A 13,868-nucleotide genomic window follows, 5' to 3' on the forward strand; every position below is an offset into this window, starting at 1 on the left:
CGGACGCGTACCGGGCGTCGCCCGTGGTGGAGGCGGCGTGGGGGGCTCGGGTCGAGCGGGGGCGGGGTTTGTGGTGTGGGGTAAACCGGTTTCCCACTCACGACGTCACGCTGCCGCTTGCCAGGCCAAGCCGTAGGCGCGCACGAGCCAGCGGTCGGCCCAGTCGCGGTCCGGCTCCTCCGGCAGCGGTGAACCACCCCGGACCAGCCGCTCGAGCCGGTCTTCCAGCTCGGCGGCGGCCGCGAGGGCTTCGTCCTGCGTGTGCTTCCCGCGTCGCAGATCGCGCAGCCAGGTCAGCCAGGGTTCGGCGATCGGCAGCGTCATCCGACCGGTCTCGAGCAGCTCGACGCCCTGCACGCCGAGGCGCACCATGTGCATGGCGTACTTGGTGTCGAAGCCGTACTTCTCGATGAGCTCCGGCCGGTTGACCTTGATGGCGCCGTCGAGCATCCGCTGCCGCTGGGTCCGCAGGTAGCCGGCGAACCGCAGGCCCGCCTGCCGCGACACGACCTTCGCCGCGTTCGCGCGCAGCTCGTGGCCGAGCTCGGTGATCCGCACGATTTCGTGGTCGGGCACGAAGAGCGGCAGCAGGACGGTCGGGTTCCCGGTGAGCGCGAGCCGCATCCACTTGCGCAGCGAGTAGACGATGAGGTCGAGATCGCCGGGCCCGGACCGGACGCCTTCGGGCTGGGTGCGGCAGGCCGACCGCCCGGGACCAAACGTCCCCCGCCGCTCCCAGGGGGCTGCCCCGTGTCCATCTTATCGGCGGCCACCGACAAAAGCCGGAAAAGCCGGGTCGGCTGCGCCGACCGTCCACATCACGGCCGCCCTGTGGACAAACCCACGAGAGCGGCGAACTCCGGGGTGTCGTGCTTCATGGTCCGAAGTTGTACCGGGCACCCCGGACCGGGAGCACCTGGTTTTCCCCGAGGCCAAGTTCAGGGTCGGGGTCCGGGCCGTTCCCGATGTGGCGGCACCCCGCCCGCAGACACCATTGAGCCATGACCAACAGCGTGTACACCCCGGAAACCACCAAGAAGCTCCGCCGCAGCACGAGCGACAAGATGCTCACCGGTGTCTGCGGTGGCTGGGCCACCTACCTCGGCATCGACGCCAGCGTCCTGCGCATCGGCATGGTCGCCGCCGTCTTCCTCTCCGTCGGCATCGCCATTCCCGTCTACGTCGCCGCCGCGATCCTGACGCCGGAAGAGGACTCCTGACGCCGGGCGGGCGCCGGCTCGCAGGGGGAGCCGGTGCCCGCCGGATGCCGGGGTGGCACTGAAAACGGGGGACGCCGCCGTCGGGGGACGCGGCGAGCCACGGCCCGGACGCCCAGGGGAGCGTCCGGGCCGTTCGGCGTAGATCCCTACTCCGACCAGCCCAAAAGCCCGACGTGAACCCCGTTCGAGGGGTTAGGGTTCGCGGTCGTGGATCAAGGCAGCAGAACGGCGGCGAAGATCGTCGTCGGGATTCTGGGTGGGCTTTACCTGATCGCCGGGCTGGGGCTGACCGCCTACGCCGCGTTCCTCGCGCTCGACGACCCCGGCAGCCGGTCCGCGACGAAGGTCGTGCTCTACAGCGCCGCCGCGCTCGCGATCTGGGTGCTGCTCACCGGCATCGGCGCGGTCGTCCTCGCAATGGAAGCCGAAGAAACGAGCACGGCCTGGCTCGGGGGTCTCTTCGTGCTCGCGCTCGGCGTCGTGGTCGCGGGCGCCTTCGCCGTGTGGTTCTTCACGAAGCCATGAGCTGTGTTCATAAAGAGAAAGCCCGGCCCGCCGAAGCGGACCGGGCTTTCCGATCAAGAAGCCGGACTCAGAAGTCCATGCCACCCATGCCACCGGACGGGTCGGCGGGAGCGGCCGAAGCCTTCTCCGGCTTGTCCGCCACGACGGCCTCGGTGGTCAGGAACAGCGCCGCGATGGACGCGGCGTTCTGCAGCGCGGACCGGGTGACCTTCGTCGGGTCCGGCACGCCGGCGGCGAGCAGGTCCTCGTAGACACCCGTGGCGGCGTTGAGGCCGTGACCCTGCGGCAGGCCCTTGACCTTCTCCACCACGACGCCGCCCTCGAGGCCGGCGTTGATCGCGATCTGCTTGAGCGGGGCCTCGACGGCCACCTTGACGATGTTGGCGCCAGTGGCCTCGTCGCCCTCGAGCTTCAGGCCCGCGAACGCGGCCTCGGCGGCCTGGATCAGGGCCACGCCACCACCGGCGACGATGCCCTCTTCCACGGCGGCCTTCGCGTTGCGCACCGCGTCCTCGATGCGGTGCTTGCGCTCCTTGAGCTCGACCTCGGTCGCGGCGCCGGCCTTGATGACGGCCACGCCGCCGGCCAGCTTCGCGAGCCGCTCCTGCAGCTTCTCGCGGTCGTAGTCCGAGTCCGAGTTGTCGATCTCGGCGCGGATCTGGTTGACGCGACCCTGGATCTGGTCGGCGTCGCCCGCACCCTCGACGATGGTCGTCTCGTCCTTGGTGATGACGGCCTTGCGGGCCTTGCCCAGCAGGGACAGGTCCGCGTTCTCCAGCTTGAGGCCGACGTCCTCGGAGATGACCTGGCCACCGGTCAGGATCGCGATGTCCTGCAGGATCGCCTTGCGGCGGTCACCGAAGCCCGGGGCCTTGACGGCGACGGACTTGAAGGTGCCGCGCATCTTGTTGACGATGAGGGTGGCCAGGGCCTCGCCCTCGACGTCCTCGGCGATGATCAGCAGCGGCTTGCCGGACTGGATGACCTTCTCCAGCAGCGGCAGGACGTCCTTGACGGTGGAGATCTTGGAGCCGAAGAGGAGGATGTACGGGTCCTCGAGCTCGGCTTCCTGACGCTCCGGGTCGGTCACGAAGTAACCGGAGATGTAGCCCTTGTCGAAGCGCATGCCCTCGGTGAGCTCGAGCTCGAGGCCGAAGGTGTTGCTCTCCTCGACGGTGACGACGCCTTCCTTGCCGACCTTGTCCAGCGCCTCGGCGATCAGCTCGCCGATGGTGCGGTCAGCGGCCGAGATCGAGGCGGTAGCAGCGATCTGCTCCTTGGTCTCGATCTGGACGGCGGCCTTGTGCAGCTGCTCGGTGACGGCCTCGACGGCCGCCTCGATGCCACGCTTGAGGGAGATGGGGTCGGCGCCGGCGGCGACGTTGCGCAGCCCCTCGCGGACGAGGGCCTGGGCGAGCACGGTGGCGGTGGTGGTGCCGTCACCCGCGACGTCGTCGGTCTTCTTGGCGACCTCCTTGACGAGCTCGGCCCCGATCTTCTCCCACGGGTCCTCGAGCTCGATCTCCTTGGCGATGGAGACACCGTCGTTGGTGATGGTCGGCGCGCCCCACTTCTTCTCGAGCACGACGTTCCGGCCCCGCGGGCCGAGGGTCACCTTGACGGCTTCGGCGAGGGTGTTCAAGCCGCGCTCAAGACCGCGGCGGGCGTCCTCGTCGAACGCGATCAGTTTGGCCATTGCGGTGTGGTCCTCCGGTATTGGGCGCCACCGCCGCGCTGTAGTGCTTTGCAGCGGCGGCAGCAGGACTCTTTCCTCGGCCAGGCTCGGTGCCCGCGACGGACGACTGCACCCGGGTGGGGGTCAGCCTCACCGTCCCGACCTTTGGCACTCGACGGCGTCGAGTGCCAACACCGTGTTTAGCACTCTCGGATGGAGAGTGCAAGAAGACCTGCTCAGCGCCGCACGATCTCGCGAGCCCGACAGTGGCCCGGTTCGGCAACGGAGATCACCGTCGAGGCGGCCCGCGGCCCGGGCCGGTCGCCCGGGAAGCGCTGGGGACAGCCCCGAAGAGCCGTTGGGCGTGCTCAAATCGGTCCGCGGCGACCTGGCTCCCGAGCAGATCACCACCGACCGCGCTCGCCGCGAGCCCCTCAGCTGCTCGGCTTGATGGGGATCGACGACGGGGGCGCCTTCAGCGACGAAGTCGGGTTGCCCTGCGAGCCACCCGGGCCGACCGGGATGTTCGGGGCCGTCGTCGTGCCGCCACCGCCACCACCGCCGTCGCTGAACAGGAAGATCGCGCCCACGACCAGGCCGGCCAGGACCAGCACGCCGAGGGCGATGAAGACCCACTTCTTGCCGCCGCTGCTCTTCGGCTGGTGGAACGCGCCCGCGCCGCCCGCGGGCATCGGGGGGCGCAGCCGCATCGGGTCCTGGCCGTAGCCCTGCGGGGGCATGCCCTGGGGCGGCATCCCCGGCTGCTGCGGGTAGCCGTAACCGGGGGGCGGGCCCTGCTGCGGGTAGCCGTACCCGGGCGGCGGGCCCTGCGGCGGCATTCCCTGCGGGGGCATCCCCTGGGGCGGCGGACCACCGGGACCGGGCCCCTGGCCGTAGCCGGGCTGCTGCTGTCCTCCGTACGGGTGCACGGGGGTCCCCTCTCCCTGCGGCGCGCTGTTCTGGTGCGGTCCCTGTTGTACCTGACCATGGCGCTGCGGCGCGGGGATTCCACCCGAATTGGACCCGGGTGGGCCCGGTGGGGTGTCCGACGCCGCCTGGGCGCCGAGCGCGCGGCGGGCGGCCGCGATCATCTCGACGCAGCTGGGGTAGCGGTCGGCCGGGTTCTTGGCCATGCCGCGGCGGACCACCTCGTCGATCGCCGGCGGCAGTGCGACCACCCGGGAGATCGACGGCGGCTCGCCGTTGAGGTGCCCCTTGATCACCGTCGGGACATCGCCCTTGAACGGTGGGCTGCCGGTGAGGCACGCGTAGAGGACGCACGTCAGCGCGTACTGGTCGGTGCGCCCGTCCAGCGGCTCGCCGCGCAGGTGCTCGGGCGCCGCGTACGTCGGGGAGCCGAGGAAGTCGCCGCCGCGCGTGCGGTGCCCCGTCGCGCCGCGGCGCGTCAGCCCGAAGTCGGCGACGTACACGTGCTCGCGCGAAGTCTCCTTCTTGGTCACGAGCACGTTGGCCGGCTTGACGTCGAGGTGGACCAGACCACGGTTGTGCAGCGTGTCGAGGGCGTCCGCGACCTGGTCGAGCATCGTCAACGCGCGCGCCGGGGCGATCGGGCCACCCGAGATCAACCCGGCGAGATCGCCGCCGTCGACCATCCGCATGGCGATGTAGAGCATGCCGTCGAGCTCGCCGAAGTCGTACAGGGGCACGACGTTGGCGTGGTCGATCGCGGACGTGTTGCGCGCCTCGTCGACGAACCGCTCGCGGAACTCGGCGTCGGCCCCGAGGTGGTCACCGATGACCTTCAGCGCCACCTTGCGGCCGAGACGCACGTCCGTGGCCTTGTAGGTCACGCTCATGCCGCCTTTGCCGAGCACCCCGTCGATGCGGTAGTTGCCCAGCCGGCGACCGGTGAGGTCCCCCGACACATCGCCTGTCACGCCCGGCAGCCTAACGTCCCAGGTTCACGGGCTGCCGGGGGTTCGCCAATCGGGTGATGAAGGTCCTCAGGAGACCTTGCGGACGTCTGCCGCCTGACTCCGCCCGTCACGCCCGGACTGGACTTCGAACTCGACGCGGTCGCCTTCGTCCAAAGTGCGGAATCCTTCGGCCTGGATGGCCGAATAGTGGACGAACACGTCCGGACCTTCGGTGGATTCGATGAACCCGTAGCCCTTTTCCGAGTTGAACCATTTGACGGTGCCGACAGCCACGGCGCCCTCCCTCAGCACAAAGGATCCGCTGGCCCGAGCGGATGCCAGCGGCGGAAGTGCCAATCACGCTACCGGAATTACCGCCCTCGGCAATGGGCAATTCGTTTGAAGATCACAGCGAAGAAAGGCGTCTGTTCCGCGCTTGCACGAGCACCGTCCCGGGCCCCGCGAAGTCGACCGCGAGCCCCTCGCCCGTGCGCAGCGACTGCGGCCCGCCGGGATCGAGCGCCCGCAGCCGGCACTGGACGGTGTCCGGGTAGGCCAGCAGGTAGTCCGGCCGGACGGTGACCAGCTCGCCCTGGCCGAGTTCGAACGCGTCCACCGGGCCGGGCGCGGCCAGCACGAGCGGCCCGGTTCCGCTGTAGTGCTCGAGGAACCCGGAGTCGGCGCCGAAGAGCTGCTGCAGCGGCGCCCAGCCCGCGTCGTGCCGGACCGACGACGGCCGGACCAGCACGGCGTCGCGGTGCACCGACCAGCCCGTGCCGCCACCGAGGTCGAGCGGGTAGACGTCGCCGGGGCGCAGCGGCGCGAAGTCGAGCCAGCCGCCGTCGGCGGGAGCGGTGTAGACGGTCGCCGTGGCCTTGCCCGCGCGGACGCCGCCGCGGCCCGCCGGCGCCTCGGTGACGCCGAACCGGCTGGCGAGCAACGTGTCCGGCGCGGCCTGCACCGACTCGCCCGGATCCAGCAGGACGCGGGCGACGCCGAAGCCCGGCGTGTGCCGGGTCTGGACGCGCATCAGCGGGACGGGACGTGCGAGACGATCCAGCTGACCAGCGCGGACGGGTTGCGCGTCTGCGTCATGATCTGGCCGGGACCGACGAAGTCGAAGACGAGCCCTTCGCCGCTCTTCATGGACTGGATGATGCCCGTCGCGACCTTCCGGATCTGGTACTGCACGGTGTCGGCGTACGCGACGACGTGCCCGGTGTCGATCGTCACCATCTCGCCCTGCTGCAACGTGATCGTCTCGACGGCGCCGTAGCAGGCGACGAGCAGCTGGCCCTGGCCGGTGGCGTGGGTCAGGAACCCGCCCTCGCCACCCATCAGGTTCTTCATGCCGCCCCACTTGGTTTCCGTCTGCACGCCGTGCGACGACGCGAGCCAGCAGCCGCGGGTGACGGCCCAGCCGGTGCGGCCGTCGAGGGTGATCACCTGGATGTCGCCGGGCAGGTTGGCCGCTACGTCGACCCAGCCGCCGTTCTGCGGCGCGGTGAAGGTGGAGATGAAGAAGGACTCGCCGGAGAGGAACGCGCGCCCGAGGCCCTTCATGATCCCGCCCTGGGCCTGCGACTGGACCTGCACGCCGTAGCTGGTGGCCATCATGGCGCCGGACTCGACCTGGCACGGCTCCCCCGGCGCCAGCATCAGCCGGGCCACGGCGAACGAAGGCTGTTGACGGACTCCGACCTGCATGCGTGCTCCCCTACTGCGTGCTCTCGACGGGGCAGAGTCTTGCACGCCCGGGAAAGCCGGGGAGGATGGTCCGGTGATCTCCGTCGACGACTACCGCGACGAGGTGGCCGCGCTCCTGGGCACCTCCCCCGCGACCGCCCTGCCCCTCGCCGCCGCGGCCGGCCTCGTGCTCGCCGAGGACGTCCGGGCCGGCGTCTCCCTCCCGCCCTTCGACAACTCCGCGATGGACGGCTACGCGGTCCGCGCCGCCGACGTCACCGCCGCACCGGTGACCCTGCCCGTCGCCGACGACATCCCGGCGGGCCGGGTCGACGTCCGGCCGCTCGAACCGGGCACCGCGCACCGGATCATGACCGGCGCCCCGCTGCCGCCCGGCGCGGACGCCGTCGTGATGGTCGAGGACACCGACGGCGGGACCGGGACCGTGACCATCTCCGCCGCCGCCCAGGAGGGCGCGCACATCCGGCGGACCGGCGAAGACGTCGTCGCCGACAGCGTCGCGCTGCACGCCGGGACCGTCCTCGGCCACTCCCAGCTCGGCCTGGCCGCCGCGGTCGGGCTCGCCGAGGTGCGGGTGCACCGGCCGCTGCGGGTGCTGGTCGCCTCCACCGGCACCGAGCTGATCGACGCGCCCGCGCCGCTGCGGCACGGCCAGATCTACGAGTCCAACAGCGTGATGCTCGCGGCGGCGATCCGCGGCCTCGGCTGCGAGGTCGAGGTGGTCCGCAGCGTCGTCGACGACGTCGAGGAGTTCCGCAAGGTCATCGAGCCGAAGCTCGCCGACGCCGACCTGCTGGTCACCTCCGGCGGCGTCAGCGCGGGCGCCTATGAAGTGGTGAAGGACGCGTTGTCCGGCCAGGGCGTCGAGTTCGCGAAGATCGCGATGCAGCCGGGCGGGCCGCAGGGCTGCGGGCGCTGGCAGGGCGTGCCGGTCGTGACCCTGCCCGGCAACCCCGTCAGCGTGCTCGTGTCGTTCGAGGCGTTCCTGCGCCCGGCGCTGCTGACGGCCATGGGCCACACGGACGTCTCGCGCCGGCGCGTGCGGGCCCGGCTTACCGAGGCGATGTCCTCGCCGGGCGGCCGCCGCCAGTACCGCCGGGGCGTGTTCACGCCGTCCGACCGCGAGGTCACCGGGGTCGTCGGGCCGCGCGGCGGGCCGGGTTCCCACCTGCTGGCCGCGTTCACGCAGGCCAACTGCCTGATCGTGCTGCCGGAGGACGTCACGTCGGCAGCGGTTGGCGACGAGGTGGACGTCCTGCTGCTCTGACCGGGAACTCCCGCAGCTTCCGGTAGGGCGCCAGCAGCGGCACGGCGAGGATGAGCACGCCGGACGCCACCCACAACGTCTCCCGGACGCCGATCGCTTCGCCCAGCGCGCCACCGAGCACCCCGGCCAGCGGGATCGTTCCGTACGCGACGAGCGAGGCACTCGAGGTGATCCGGCCGAACAGCTCGGGCGGGCAGTACTGCTGCCGGAACGTCGTGGTCAGCACGTTCGAGGCGACGACACCGGCGCAGACGCCGAAGACCGCGAGCACGAACAGCACCAGGCCCCAGCCGGGGCCGCTCAGCGGGCCGAGCAGCATCATCGGGGCCGCGAAGATCTCGCAGAGCAGGAACGCCCGCGCGGTGCCGAAGCGGGCGCCGAGCCGCCCGGCCAGCGCCGCACCGAGGACCCCGCCGACGGCGGCGAGGGCCAGGACCAGGCCCACCAGACCGGGGCCGGCGCCGAGGGTGCGGGACAGGAAGACGATCTGGATGGAGCTGTACCCGCTGAGCGCGAGGTTCGAGACGGCGGAGAACGTCATCAGCGACCGCAGGTAGCGGTCCCCGGCGACGAACCGCAGGCCCTCGGCGATCTGCGTGCGCAGCGGCGTGCGCGCGGCCGGAGCCACGGTCTCCCGCGCCCGGATCGCGCGCACGCAGAGCACGGAGACGCCGAAGCTGACCGCGTCCGCGAGGATGCCGCTGACCGGGCCGAACAGCTGGGCCAGCAGCCCGGCCAGCCCCGGCCCGGCGACCTGCGTCGCGGATTCGCTGCCGTGCAGCTTCGCGTTCCCTTCCAGAAGTTCTTCGTCCCCGACAAGAGCCGGGAGGTACGCGCGGTAGGCGAGGGTGAAGAACACCTTCGCGAAGCCGCCGAGCAGGGCCGCGGCCAGCAGGTACGGCATGGTCAGCACGCCGAAGGCGGCGGCGAGCGGGACGCTGCCGAACACCGCCATCGACACCGTGTTGCAGAGCAGCATGACCGGGCGCTTCGGCAGCCGGTCGACCCAGGCGCCGGCGGGCAGGCCGACGACCAGCCACGGCAGCCAGGCGACCGCGGTCAGCAGCGCGACCTCGAAGGTGCTCGCCCGCAGCGTGACCACCGCGACCAGCGGCAACGCCGTGCTCGCGACCATGCTGCCGAGCATGCTCGTGGTCTCGCCGGTCCAGAGCAGCCGGAAGTCCCTGTTCCCCCAGAGCCCCTTCACGGCTTGCCCAGCGAAGCCCGCGCGGCGAAGAAGACCGGACGGCGTTCGACGCCGTCGTCCGGCGGGGTGCGGTCCCGGTACTCGGCGAGCATGGCGACGATCCGGTCGTTCAGCTCGGCCAGTTCGGCGATGGACAGCCGGGTCCAGCCGTCGGCGCTGAACAGCGCCCCGCGCCACTCCTCGGGATAGCTGTCGCGCTTGGCCAGCCACTCGCGGGCGATCGCGTGCTGGTGGTCGAGGGTCAGCACCTCGGCCGCTTCGGCGATCGGGTCGTCGGGGAAGTCCTGCGCGCCCCACTTGATCGCGCTGGAGGTCCGCCGCCACCACCGTTCCCGGCGGTCCCGGGCCAGCTCGGGCGCCTCCTCGATGAGTTCGCTGGCCGCCAGCACCTTGAGGTGGTGGCTGATGTTCCCCACCGCCTGGTCCGTCTTCTCGGCCAGCAGCGACGCCGTCGCCGGGCCGTCGAGGTGCAGCAGGTCCAGCAGCCGGTGGCGCAGCGGGTGCGCGATCGCGGCCAGTGCCTTCGAGTCCCGGATCTCCCGGACGTTCTCTTCCCTCACCATGACGCACAAGAGTAGTTGTACAACAGCTCTTGTGCAATGACTCTTGTGCAACCGCTCGCGTAAGCTCCCGCCATGGGTTTCGTCGCATGGGTGATCTTCGGGGCGATCGTCGGCTGGGCCGCCAACCTGGTCGTCGGCGGCCGGGACCGGCGCCGGCAGGGCTGCCTGGTCAGCGTGCTCGTCGGCGTGGTCGGCGCGGCACTGGGCGGGCTGCTCTACCGGCTCGCCACCGGCCAGGCGAAGACGTTCGACTTCGACTTCCCGAGCTTCGGCGTGGCCATCCTCGGCGCCGTCGTGCTGCTGGCGATCCTGCGGCTCGTGACCGGTGTCGGCCGCCGCTCGGGTGACCGTTCGTAACTATTTGCCGGACGAACGGTGATCAACCGGCGATCGGCCGCTAAACTGCTTCCTCACGCGCGTCTCCCGGTGGCCGGGTGCATGCGCCGTCGGGGGGCGGATGCACCCGGCCCCGGTTTCCCTTCTTCGCCTCGATCACCACGTCGACGGCGCGCAGCGGGTCCACCAGGGACGGCAGCGGTACCTCGTCGATCTCCGCTCGCCACGCGCCCAGCAACTCGTCGAGGCGGGCGTCGGCTGGATCGAGGTGATCGGTCATCGTCCCCTCACAAAGGCTCTGGCGGGTGCGCGCGGCAGCGCCCCGAACGGCGTCAACTACTGAGAGTTGTCGCTGAATTCGACCAAGCGTTACCGGGATGTGGTGCCTCCCACCCACTGCGGGGACACCCTCGCGAGGGAGCCGACCAGGGGCACGCGGCGAGTCCCACCTGGGGCAGCGGTAGCGTGGTGGCGCCCGTACGCGGCCGCCGGACCCCGGCGCCGACCGTTCTTCCGACACGAAACCAGGGGACCCGACCATGAGCGGCACCCGGCCGGAGCCCGCCGGCAATCCCGTCGCGCACGCCGTCCAGCTCGCCCGCGAGACGCTGCCGCCGATGCACCCGGCCGGCCGCCCGTTCGTGGCGGGCGGGGTCGCCGCGACGCTGCTCGCCCGCCGGTTCTCCAAGCGCCTGGGCGTCCTCGGCGCGCTCACGACCGTGGCGATGGCCGCGTTCTTCCGCGAGCCGAAGCGGGTCCCGCCGCCGCGTGACGGCGTCGCGCTCGCGTCGGCCGACGGGCTCGTGTCGCTGATCGAGGAAGCCGTCCCGCCCGCCGAGCTGGGCCTGCCGGCCGAGCCGCGGATGCGCGTGTCGGTGTTCCTCTCGGTGTTCGACGTGCACGTCCAGCGCGTGCCGGCCAACGGCGTGATCGAGCGCGTCGCCTACCGGCCCGGCAAGTTCCTCTCCGCCGACCTGGACAAGGCCAGCGACGACAACGAACGCAACTCCGTGCTGATGCGCACCGAAGACGGCCACGAGCTCGTCGTCGTGCAGATCGCCGGGCTGGTCGCGCGCCGCATCCTCTGCGAGATCCGCGAGGGCGACAAGGTCGGCGCCGCCGCGACCTACGGCATCATCCGCTTCGGCTCGCGGGTCGACCTCTACCTTCCGCCGGGCTCGACCGTGCTGGTCAGCAAGGGCCAGCGCACGATCGGCGGCGAGACCGTGATCGCCGAACTCCCTGCCGCGCCTGCGAAAGGCTGATCGATGGTCCGCGTGACCACCCCGGGCGTCCGGCTGCTGCCCAACGCCATCACCGTGCTCGCGCTGTGCGCGGGGCTGTCGGCCGTGCAGTTCGCGCTGACGAAGAACTACGCGATGGCGATCGCCTCGATCGGCATCGCCGCGGTGCTCGACAGCCTGGACGGCCGGATCGCCCGCCTCCTCGACGCGACGTCGAAGATGGGCGCGGAGCTGGACTCGCTGTCCGACGGCATTTCGTTCGGCGTCGCGCCGGCGCTGGTCATCTACGTGTGGCAGACGGGCGCGGACCGGATCGGCTGGGTGGCGTCGCTGATCTTCGCCGTCTGCATGATCCTGCGGCTGGCGCGCTTCAACACGCTGCTGGACGACACGGAGCAGCCGCCGTACGCGAGCGAGTTCTTCGTCGGCGTCCCGGCGCCGGCCGGCGGCCTGCTGGCGATGCTGCCGCTGGTGGCGTACTTGCAGTGGGGTTCCGGCTGGTGGTCCTCGCAGTACGTCGTGTGGGCGTGGACGATCGCGATCGCGGCGCTGCTGATCAGCCGCATCCCGACGCTGTCGCTGAAGACGGTCAAGGCACCGGCCAAGGCGATCGCGCCGCTGCTGATCGGCGTCGCCCTGCTGGCCGCGGCGATCATCCAGTTCCCGCTGGTCGCGCTGATCGCGGCGATGATCCTGTACCTGGCGCACATCCCGTACTCGGTCTACCGGCACCGCTGGCTGGCGGCGCACCCGGAGGCCTGGACGGTCCCGCCGCGCGAGCGCCGCGCGATCCGCCGGGCCCGCTCCCCGCGCCGGCTGGGGCTGCGTCCCCCGCTGCGCCGCCGGGTGGCGGGAGCGGCGATGCGCGCGGTCCGCCTCCCCCGCACCGGCGAGACGGTCCGCACCCCGCGCGGCGCCTCGGAGAACGGCCAGGGGCCGCGCCGCCGCTCATGGCGCCAGATCGGCCTGCGCCGCAAGTAGCCCGCCGATCAGCAGGTCCAGCTGGTAGCCGAAGTCCTGCACGCAGTCGCCGGTCTCCAACGCGGGCAGCACGCGGCGCAGGCTCGGCAGTTCCTCGGCCGTGACCATCCGCCGGAAGTACGCGACCACCGGCTCCGCGCGGTCGGCCTTCGCGTCGCCGGTCCCGGCCGTGCCGGTGAGCACCGAGCCGAACAGCATCCCCAGCAGCGACCGGTAGCTCCGGGCCGCGGCTTCTTCGTCCAGGCCGGCGTCGAGCAAGGCGTGCAGCAGCGCGTCGATGACCTTCAGCGCCCCCGCCGAGCGCGGGTTCGCGTCCTGCGCCGCCAGGGCCCGGACCACGACCGGGTGCCGCGTGAAGCTCGCGTGCAGCTCCGCGGCCAGCGACCGCAGCCGGGCGTCCCACGGTGACGCGGGGTCCGGCAGCGGCACCTCTTCGAAGACCCGGGCGGTGAGCCCGTCGAGCAGATCGCCCTTGTTCTCGACGTGGTTGTACAGCGACATCGCCTCGACACCGGCCTCGGCCGCGACCTTGCGCATCGACAGCGCCGCCAGACCCTGTTCGTCGGCCAGCCGGAGGGCCGCGTCCAGGACTTTCTCACGGTTCAAGACCATACTTACAGTGTACGCATACACTGTAAGTATGGACGCCGAGACCGTACTGACCACCACTCGATCCGTTCGCCGCAAGCTGGACCTCGACCGGGACGTGCCCCAGCACGTCCTCGACGACTGCCTCCGCATTGCCCAGCAGGCTCCCGCCGCGGGCAGCATGGCCGATCGGTTCCGCTGGCTGCTCGTGCGCGACGCGGGCACCAAAGCCGCGATCGCCGCCTACAACCGCGAGACCGCCGAGGCGTCCTGGGCGAAGTACGGCCACCTCGTCGAAGCACGCGCCCTCGCCTCCGCCCGGCACCTCGTCCGCAACCTCCACCGCGTGCCCGTGCTGGCCATCCCCTGCATGATCGGCCGGCCGCCGGCGGACGCCTTCACGCAGTCCGCGTACTTCGGCTCCGCCTACCCCGCCATCTGGAGCTTCCAGCTGGCCTTGCGCGACCGCGGCCTCGGCAGCTCGATCTGCGGCTACCACCTCCAGGACCACGAAGCCGGCGTCGCCGCCCTGCTCGGCATCCCGGACGACGTCCTGCAGATCAGCCTGCTCGCCGTCGCCTACACGACCCAGCCCGGCTTCCGCCCGGCGGCGCGCGCGGCGGTGGAGGACATCACCTACTTCGACGCCTGGGGCCGCTCCGCATCGCTAGGGTGAAC

The 13,868-nt window shown here is 71.5% G+C and carries 17 protein-coding genes; 7 read left to right on the forward strand and 10 right to left on the reverse strand.

The annotated features are described in order from the left end of the window. Positions 1–105: 105 nt before the first annotated feature. Positions 106–648, reverse strand: a complete 543-nt coding sequence (locus tag ACIRSS_RS17260) for a DNA polymerase beta superfamily protein (protein WP_400897514.1) — start codon at positions 646–648, stop codon at positions 106–108. 353 nt (positions 649–1,001) lie between these two features. On the opposite strand from ACIRSS_RS17260, the gene ACIRSS_RS17265 reads away from it, so the two are divergent. Further along, positions 1,002–1,220: a PspC domain-containing protein gene (locus ACIRSS_RS17265; protein WP_329054623.1), complete on the forward strand. Its 219-nt coding sequence runs from the start codon at positions 1,002–1,004 to the stop codon at positions 1,218–1,220. A 207-nt stretch (positions 1,221–1,427) separates the two neighbouring features. Next, on the forward strand, positions 1,428–1,745 hold the full coding sequence (locus tag ACIRSS_RS17270) for a hypothetical protein (protein WP_400895809.1): 318 nt from the start codon (positions 1,428–1,430) through the stop codon (positions 1,743–1,745). A 67-nt stretch (positions 1,746–1,812) separates the two neighbouring features. Here ACIRSS_RS17270 and groL read toward each other — a convergent pair whose 3' ends face one another. The 5 genes from groL to ACIRSS_RS17295 all read right to left on the reverse strand — a co-directional run bounded on the left by groL (position 1,813) and on the right by ACIRSS_RS17295 (position 7,004). Next, positions 1,813–3,441, reverse strand: a complete 1,629-nt coding sequence (groL, locus tag ACIRSS_RS17275) for a chaperonin GroEL (protein ID WP_003085442.1) — start codon at positions 3,439–3,441, stop codon at positions 1,813–1,815. 413 nt (positions 3,442–3,854) lie between these two features. Next, complete coding sequence (locus ACIRSS_RS17280; RefSeq protein WP_400895812.1) at positions 3,855–5,318, reverse strand: serine/threonine-protein kinase; 1,464 nt, start codon at positions 5,316–5,318, stop codon at positions 3,855–3,857. A 66-nt stretch (positions 5,319–5,384) separates the two neighbouring features. Further along, a complete protein-coding gene (locus tag ACIRSS_RS17285) occupies positions 5,385–5,591 on the reverse strand; it encodes a cold-shock protein (RefSeq protein WP_086678989.1) in 207 nt (68 codons plus the stop codon). A gap of 112 nt (positions 5,592–5,703) precedes the next feature. Next, a complete protein-coding gene (locus tag ACIRSS_RS17290) occupies positions 5,704–6,327 on the reverse strand; it encodes an AIM24 family protein (RefSeq protein ID WP_400895815.1) in 624 nt (207 codons plus the stop codon). Next, the gene (locus ACIRSS_RS17295) at positions 6,327–7,004 is read right to left on the reverse strand and encodes a TIGR00266 family protein (RefSeq protein WP_400895818.1); all 678 of its coding nucleotides are present in this window, start codon (positions 7,002–7,004) and stop codon (positions 6,327–6,329) included. Before ACIRSS_RS17295 ends, ACIRSS_RS17290 begins: the two co-directional genes overlap by 1 nt. A gap of 73 nt (positions 7,005–7,077) precedes the next feature. Here ACIRSS_RS17295 and glp point away from each other — a divergent pair, with 73 nt between their 5' ends. Then, positions 7,078–8,271, forward strand: coding sequence for a gephyrin-like molybdotransferase Glp (gene glp / locus ACIRSS_RS17300; protein ID WP_400895820.1), 1,194 nt, complete (start codon positions 7,078–7,080; stop codon positions 8,269–8,271). Here glp and ACIRSS_RS17305 read toward each other — a convergent pair. Both ACIRSS_RS17305 and ACIRSS_RS17310 read right to left on the reverse strand, forming a co-directional pair. After that, positions 8,225–9,478, reverse strand: a complete 1,254-nt coding sequence (locus ACIRSS_RS17305; protein WP_400895823.1) for an MFS transporter — start codon at positions 9,476–9,478, stop codon at positions 8,225–8,227. The genes glp and ACIRSS_RS17305 overlap by 47 nt on opposite strands. Further along, complete coding sequence (locus ACIRSS_RS17310) at positions 9,475–10,041, reverse strand: helix-turn-helix domain-containing protein (RefSeq protein WP_400895826.1); 567 nt, start codon at positions 10,039–10,041, stop codon at positions 9,475–9,477. Before ACIRSS_RS17310 ends, ACIRSS_RS17305 begins: the two co-directional genes overlap by 4 nt. Positions 10,042–10,113: 72 nt before the next feature. On the opposite strand from ACIRSS_RS17310, the gene ACIRSS_RS17315 reads away from it, so the two are divergent. After that, a complete protein-coding gene (locus tag ACIRSS_RS17315; protein WP_400895828.1) occupies positions 10,114–10,398 on the forward strand; it encodes a GlsB/YeaQ/YmgE family stress response membrane protein in 285 nt (94 codons plus the stop codon). Between the two features lie 40 nt (positions 10,399–10,438). Here the strand turns inward: ACIRSS_RS17315 and ACIRSS_RS17320 are convergent, their stop codons facing one another. Beyond that, positions 10,439–10,657, reverse strand: a complete 219-nt coding sequence (locus ACIRSS_RS17320; protein WP_400895830.1) for a hypothetical protein — start codon at positions 10,655–10,657, stop codon at positions 10,439–10,441. Positions 10,658–10,916: 259 nt separating this feature from the next. Here ACIRSS_RS17320 and ACIRSS_RS17325 point away from each other — a divergent pair, with 259 nt between their 5' ends. Together ACIRSS_RS17325 and pssA are read left to right on the forward strand one after the other, a co-directional pair. Next, positions 10,917–11,642, forward strand: coding sequence for a phosphatidylserine decarboxylase (locus ACIRSS_RS17325; protein ID WP_400895832.1), 726 nt, complete (start codon positions 10,917–10,919; stop codon positions 11,640–11,642). 3 nt (positions 11,643–11,645) lie between these two features. After that, positions 11,646–12,602 carry a CDP-diacylglycerol--serine O-phosphatidyltransferase gene (gene pssA / locus ACIRSS_RS17330; protein WP_400895834.1) on the forward strand — a complete coding sequence of 319 codons (957 nt, stop codon included), beginning with the start codon at positions 11,646–11,648 and terminating at the stop codon, positions 12,600–12,602. On the opposite strand, the gene ACIRSS_RS17335 is transcribed toward pssA, so the two are convergent. Next, complete coding sequence (locus tag ACIRSS_RS17335; protein WP_400895835.1) at positions 12,570–13,214, reverse strand: TetR family transcriptional regulator; 645 nt, start codon at positions 13,212–13,214, stop codon at positions 12,570–12,572. The two genes, pssA and ACIRSS_RS17335, sit on opposite strands and share 33 nt — an antisense overlap. 28 nt (positions 13,215–13,242) lie before the next feature. On the opposite strand from ACIRSS_RS17335, the gene ACIRSS_RS17340 reads away from it, so the two are divergent. After that, entirely contained in the window at positions 13,243–13,866 is a 624-nt protein-coding gene (locus ACIRSS_RS17340) for a nitroreductase family protein (RefSeq protein ID WP_400895837.1), read from the forward strand. The last annotated feature ends 2 nt before the right edge of the window (positions 13,867–13,868 follow it).

This window comes from Amycolatopsis sp. NPDC101161 (assembly GCF_044768185.1).
Classification (GTDB): domain Bacteria; phylum Actinomycetota; class Actinomycetes; order Mycobacteriales; family Pseudonocardiaceae; genus Amycolatopsis.

What these genes read in the sequence shown, in the direction of transcription:
- groL (WP_003085442.1), bottom strand. Translation starts at nt 3,441, where the DNA reads ATGGCCAAACTGATCGCGTTCGACGAGGACGCCCGCCGCGGTCTTGAG.
- ACIRSS_RS17290 (WP_400895815.1), bottom strand. Translation starts at nt 6,327, where the DNA reads ATGCGCGTCCAGACCCGGCACACGCCGGGCTTCGGCGTCGCCCGCGTC.
- ACIRSS_RS17320 (WP_400895830.1), bottom strand. Translation starts at nt 10,657, where the DNA reads ATGACCGATCACCTCGATCCAGCCGACGCCCGCCTCGACGAGTTGCTG.
- ACIRSS_RS17265 (WP_329054623.1), top strand. Translation starts at nt 1,002, where the DNA reads ATGACCAACAGCGTGTACACCCCGGAAACCACCAAGAAGCTCCGCCGC.
- pssA (WP_400895834.1), top strand. Translation starts at nt 11,646, where the DNA reads ATGGTCCGCGTGACCACCCCGGGCGTCCGGCTGCTGCCCAACGCCATC.
- ACIRSS_RS17295 (WP_400895818.1), bottom strand. Translation starts at nt 7,004, where the DNA reads ATGCAGGTCGGAGTCCGTCAACAGCCTTCGTTCGCCGTGGCCCGGCTG.
- ACIRSS_RS17310 (WP_400895826.1), bottom strand. Translation starts at nt 10,041, where the DNA reads ATGGTGAGGGAAGAGAACGTCCGGGAGATCCGGGACTCGAAGGCACTG.
- ACIRSS_RS17315 (WP_400895828.1), top strand. Translation starts at nt 10,114, where the DNA reads ATGGGTTTCGTCGCATGGGTGATCTTCGGGGCGATCGTCGGCTGGGCC.
- ACIRSS_RS17335 (WP_400895835.1), bottom strand. Translation starts at nt 13,214, where the DNA reads ATGGTCTTGAACCGTGAGAAAGTCCTGGACGCGGCCCTCCGGCTGGCC.
- ACIRSS_RS17325 (WP_400895832.1), top strand. Translation starts at nt 10,917, where the DNA reads ATGAGCGGCACCCGGCCGGAGCCCGCCGGCAATCCCGTCGCGCACGCC.
- ACIRSS_RS17340 (WP_400895837.1), top strand. Translation starts at nt 13,243, where the DNA reads ATGGACGCCGAGACCGTACTGACCACCACTCGATCCGTTCGCCGCAAG.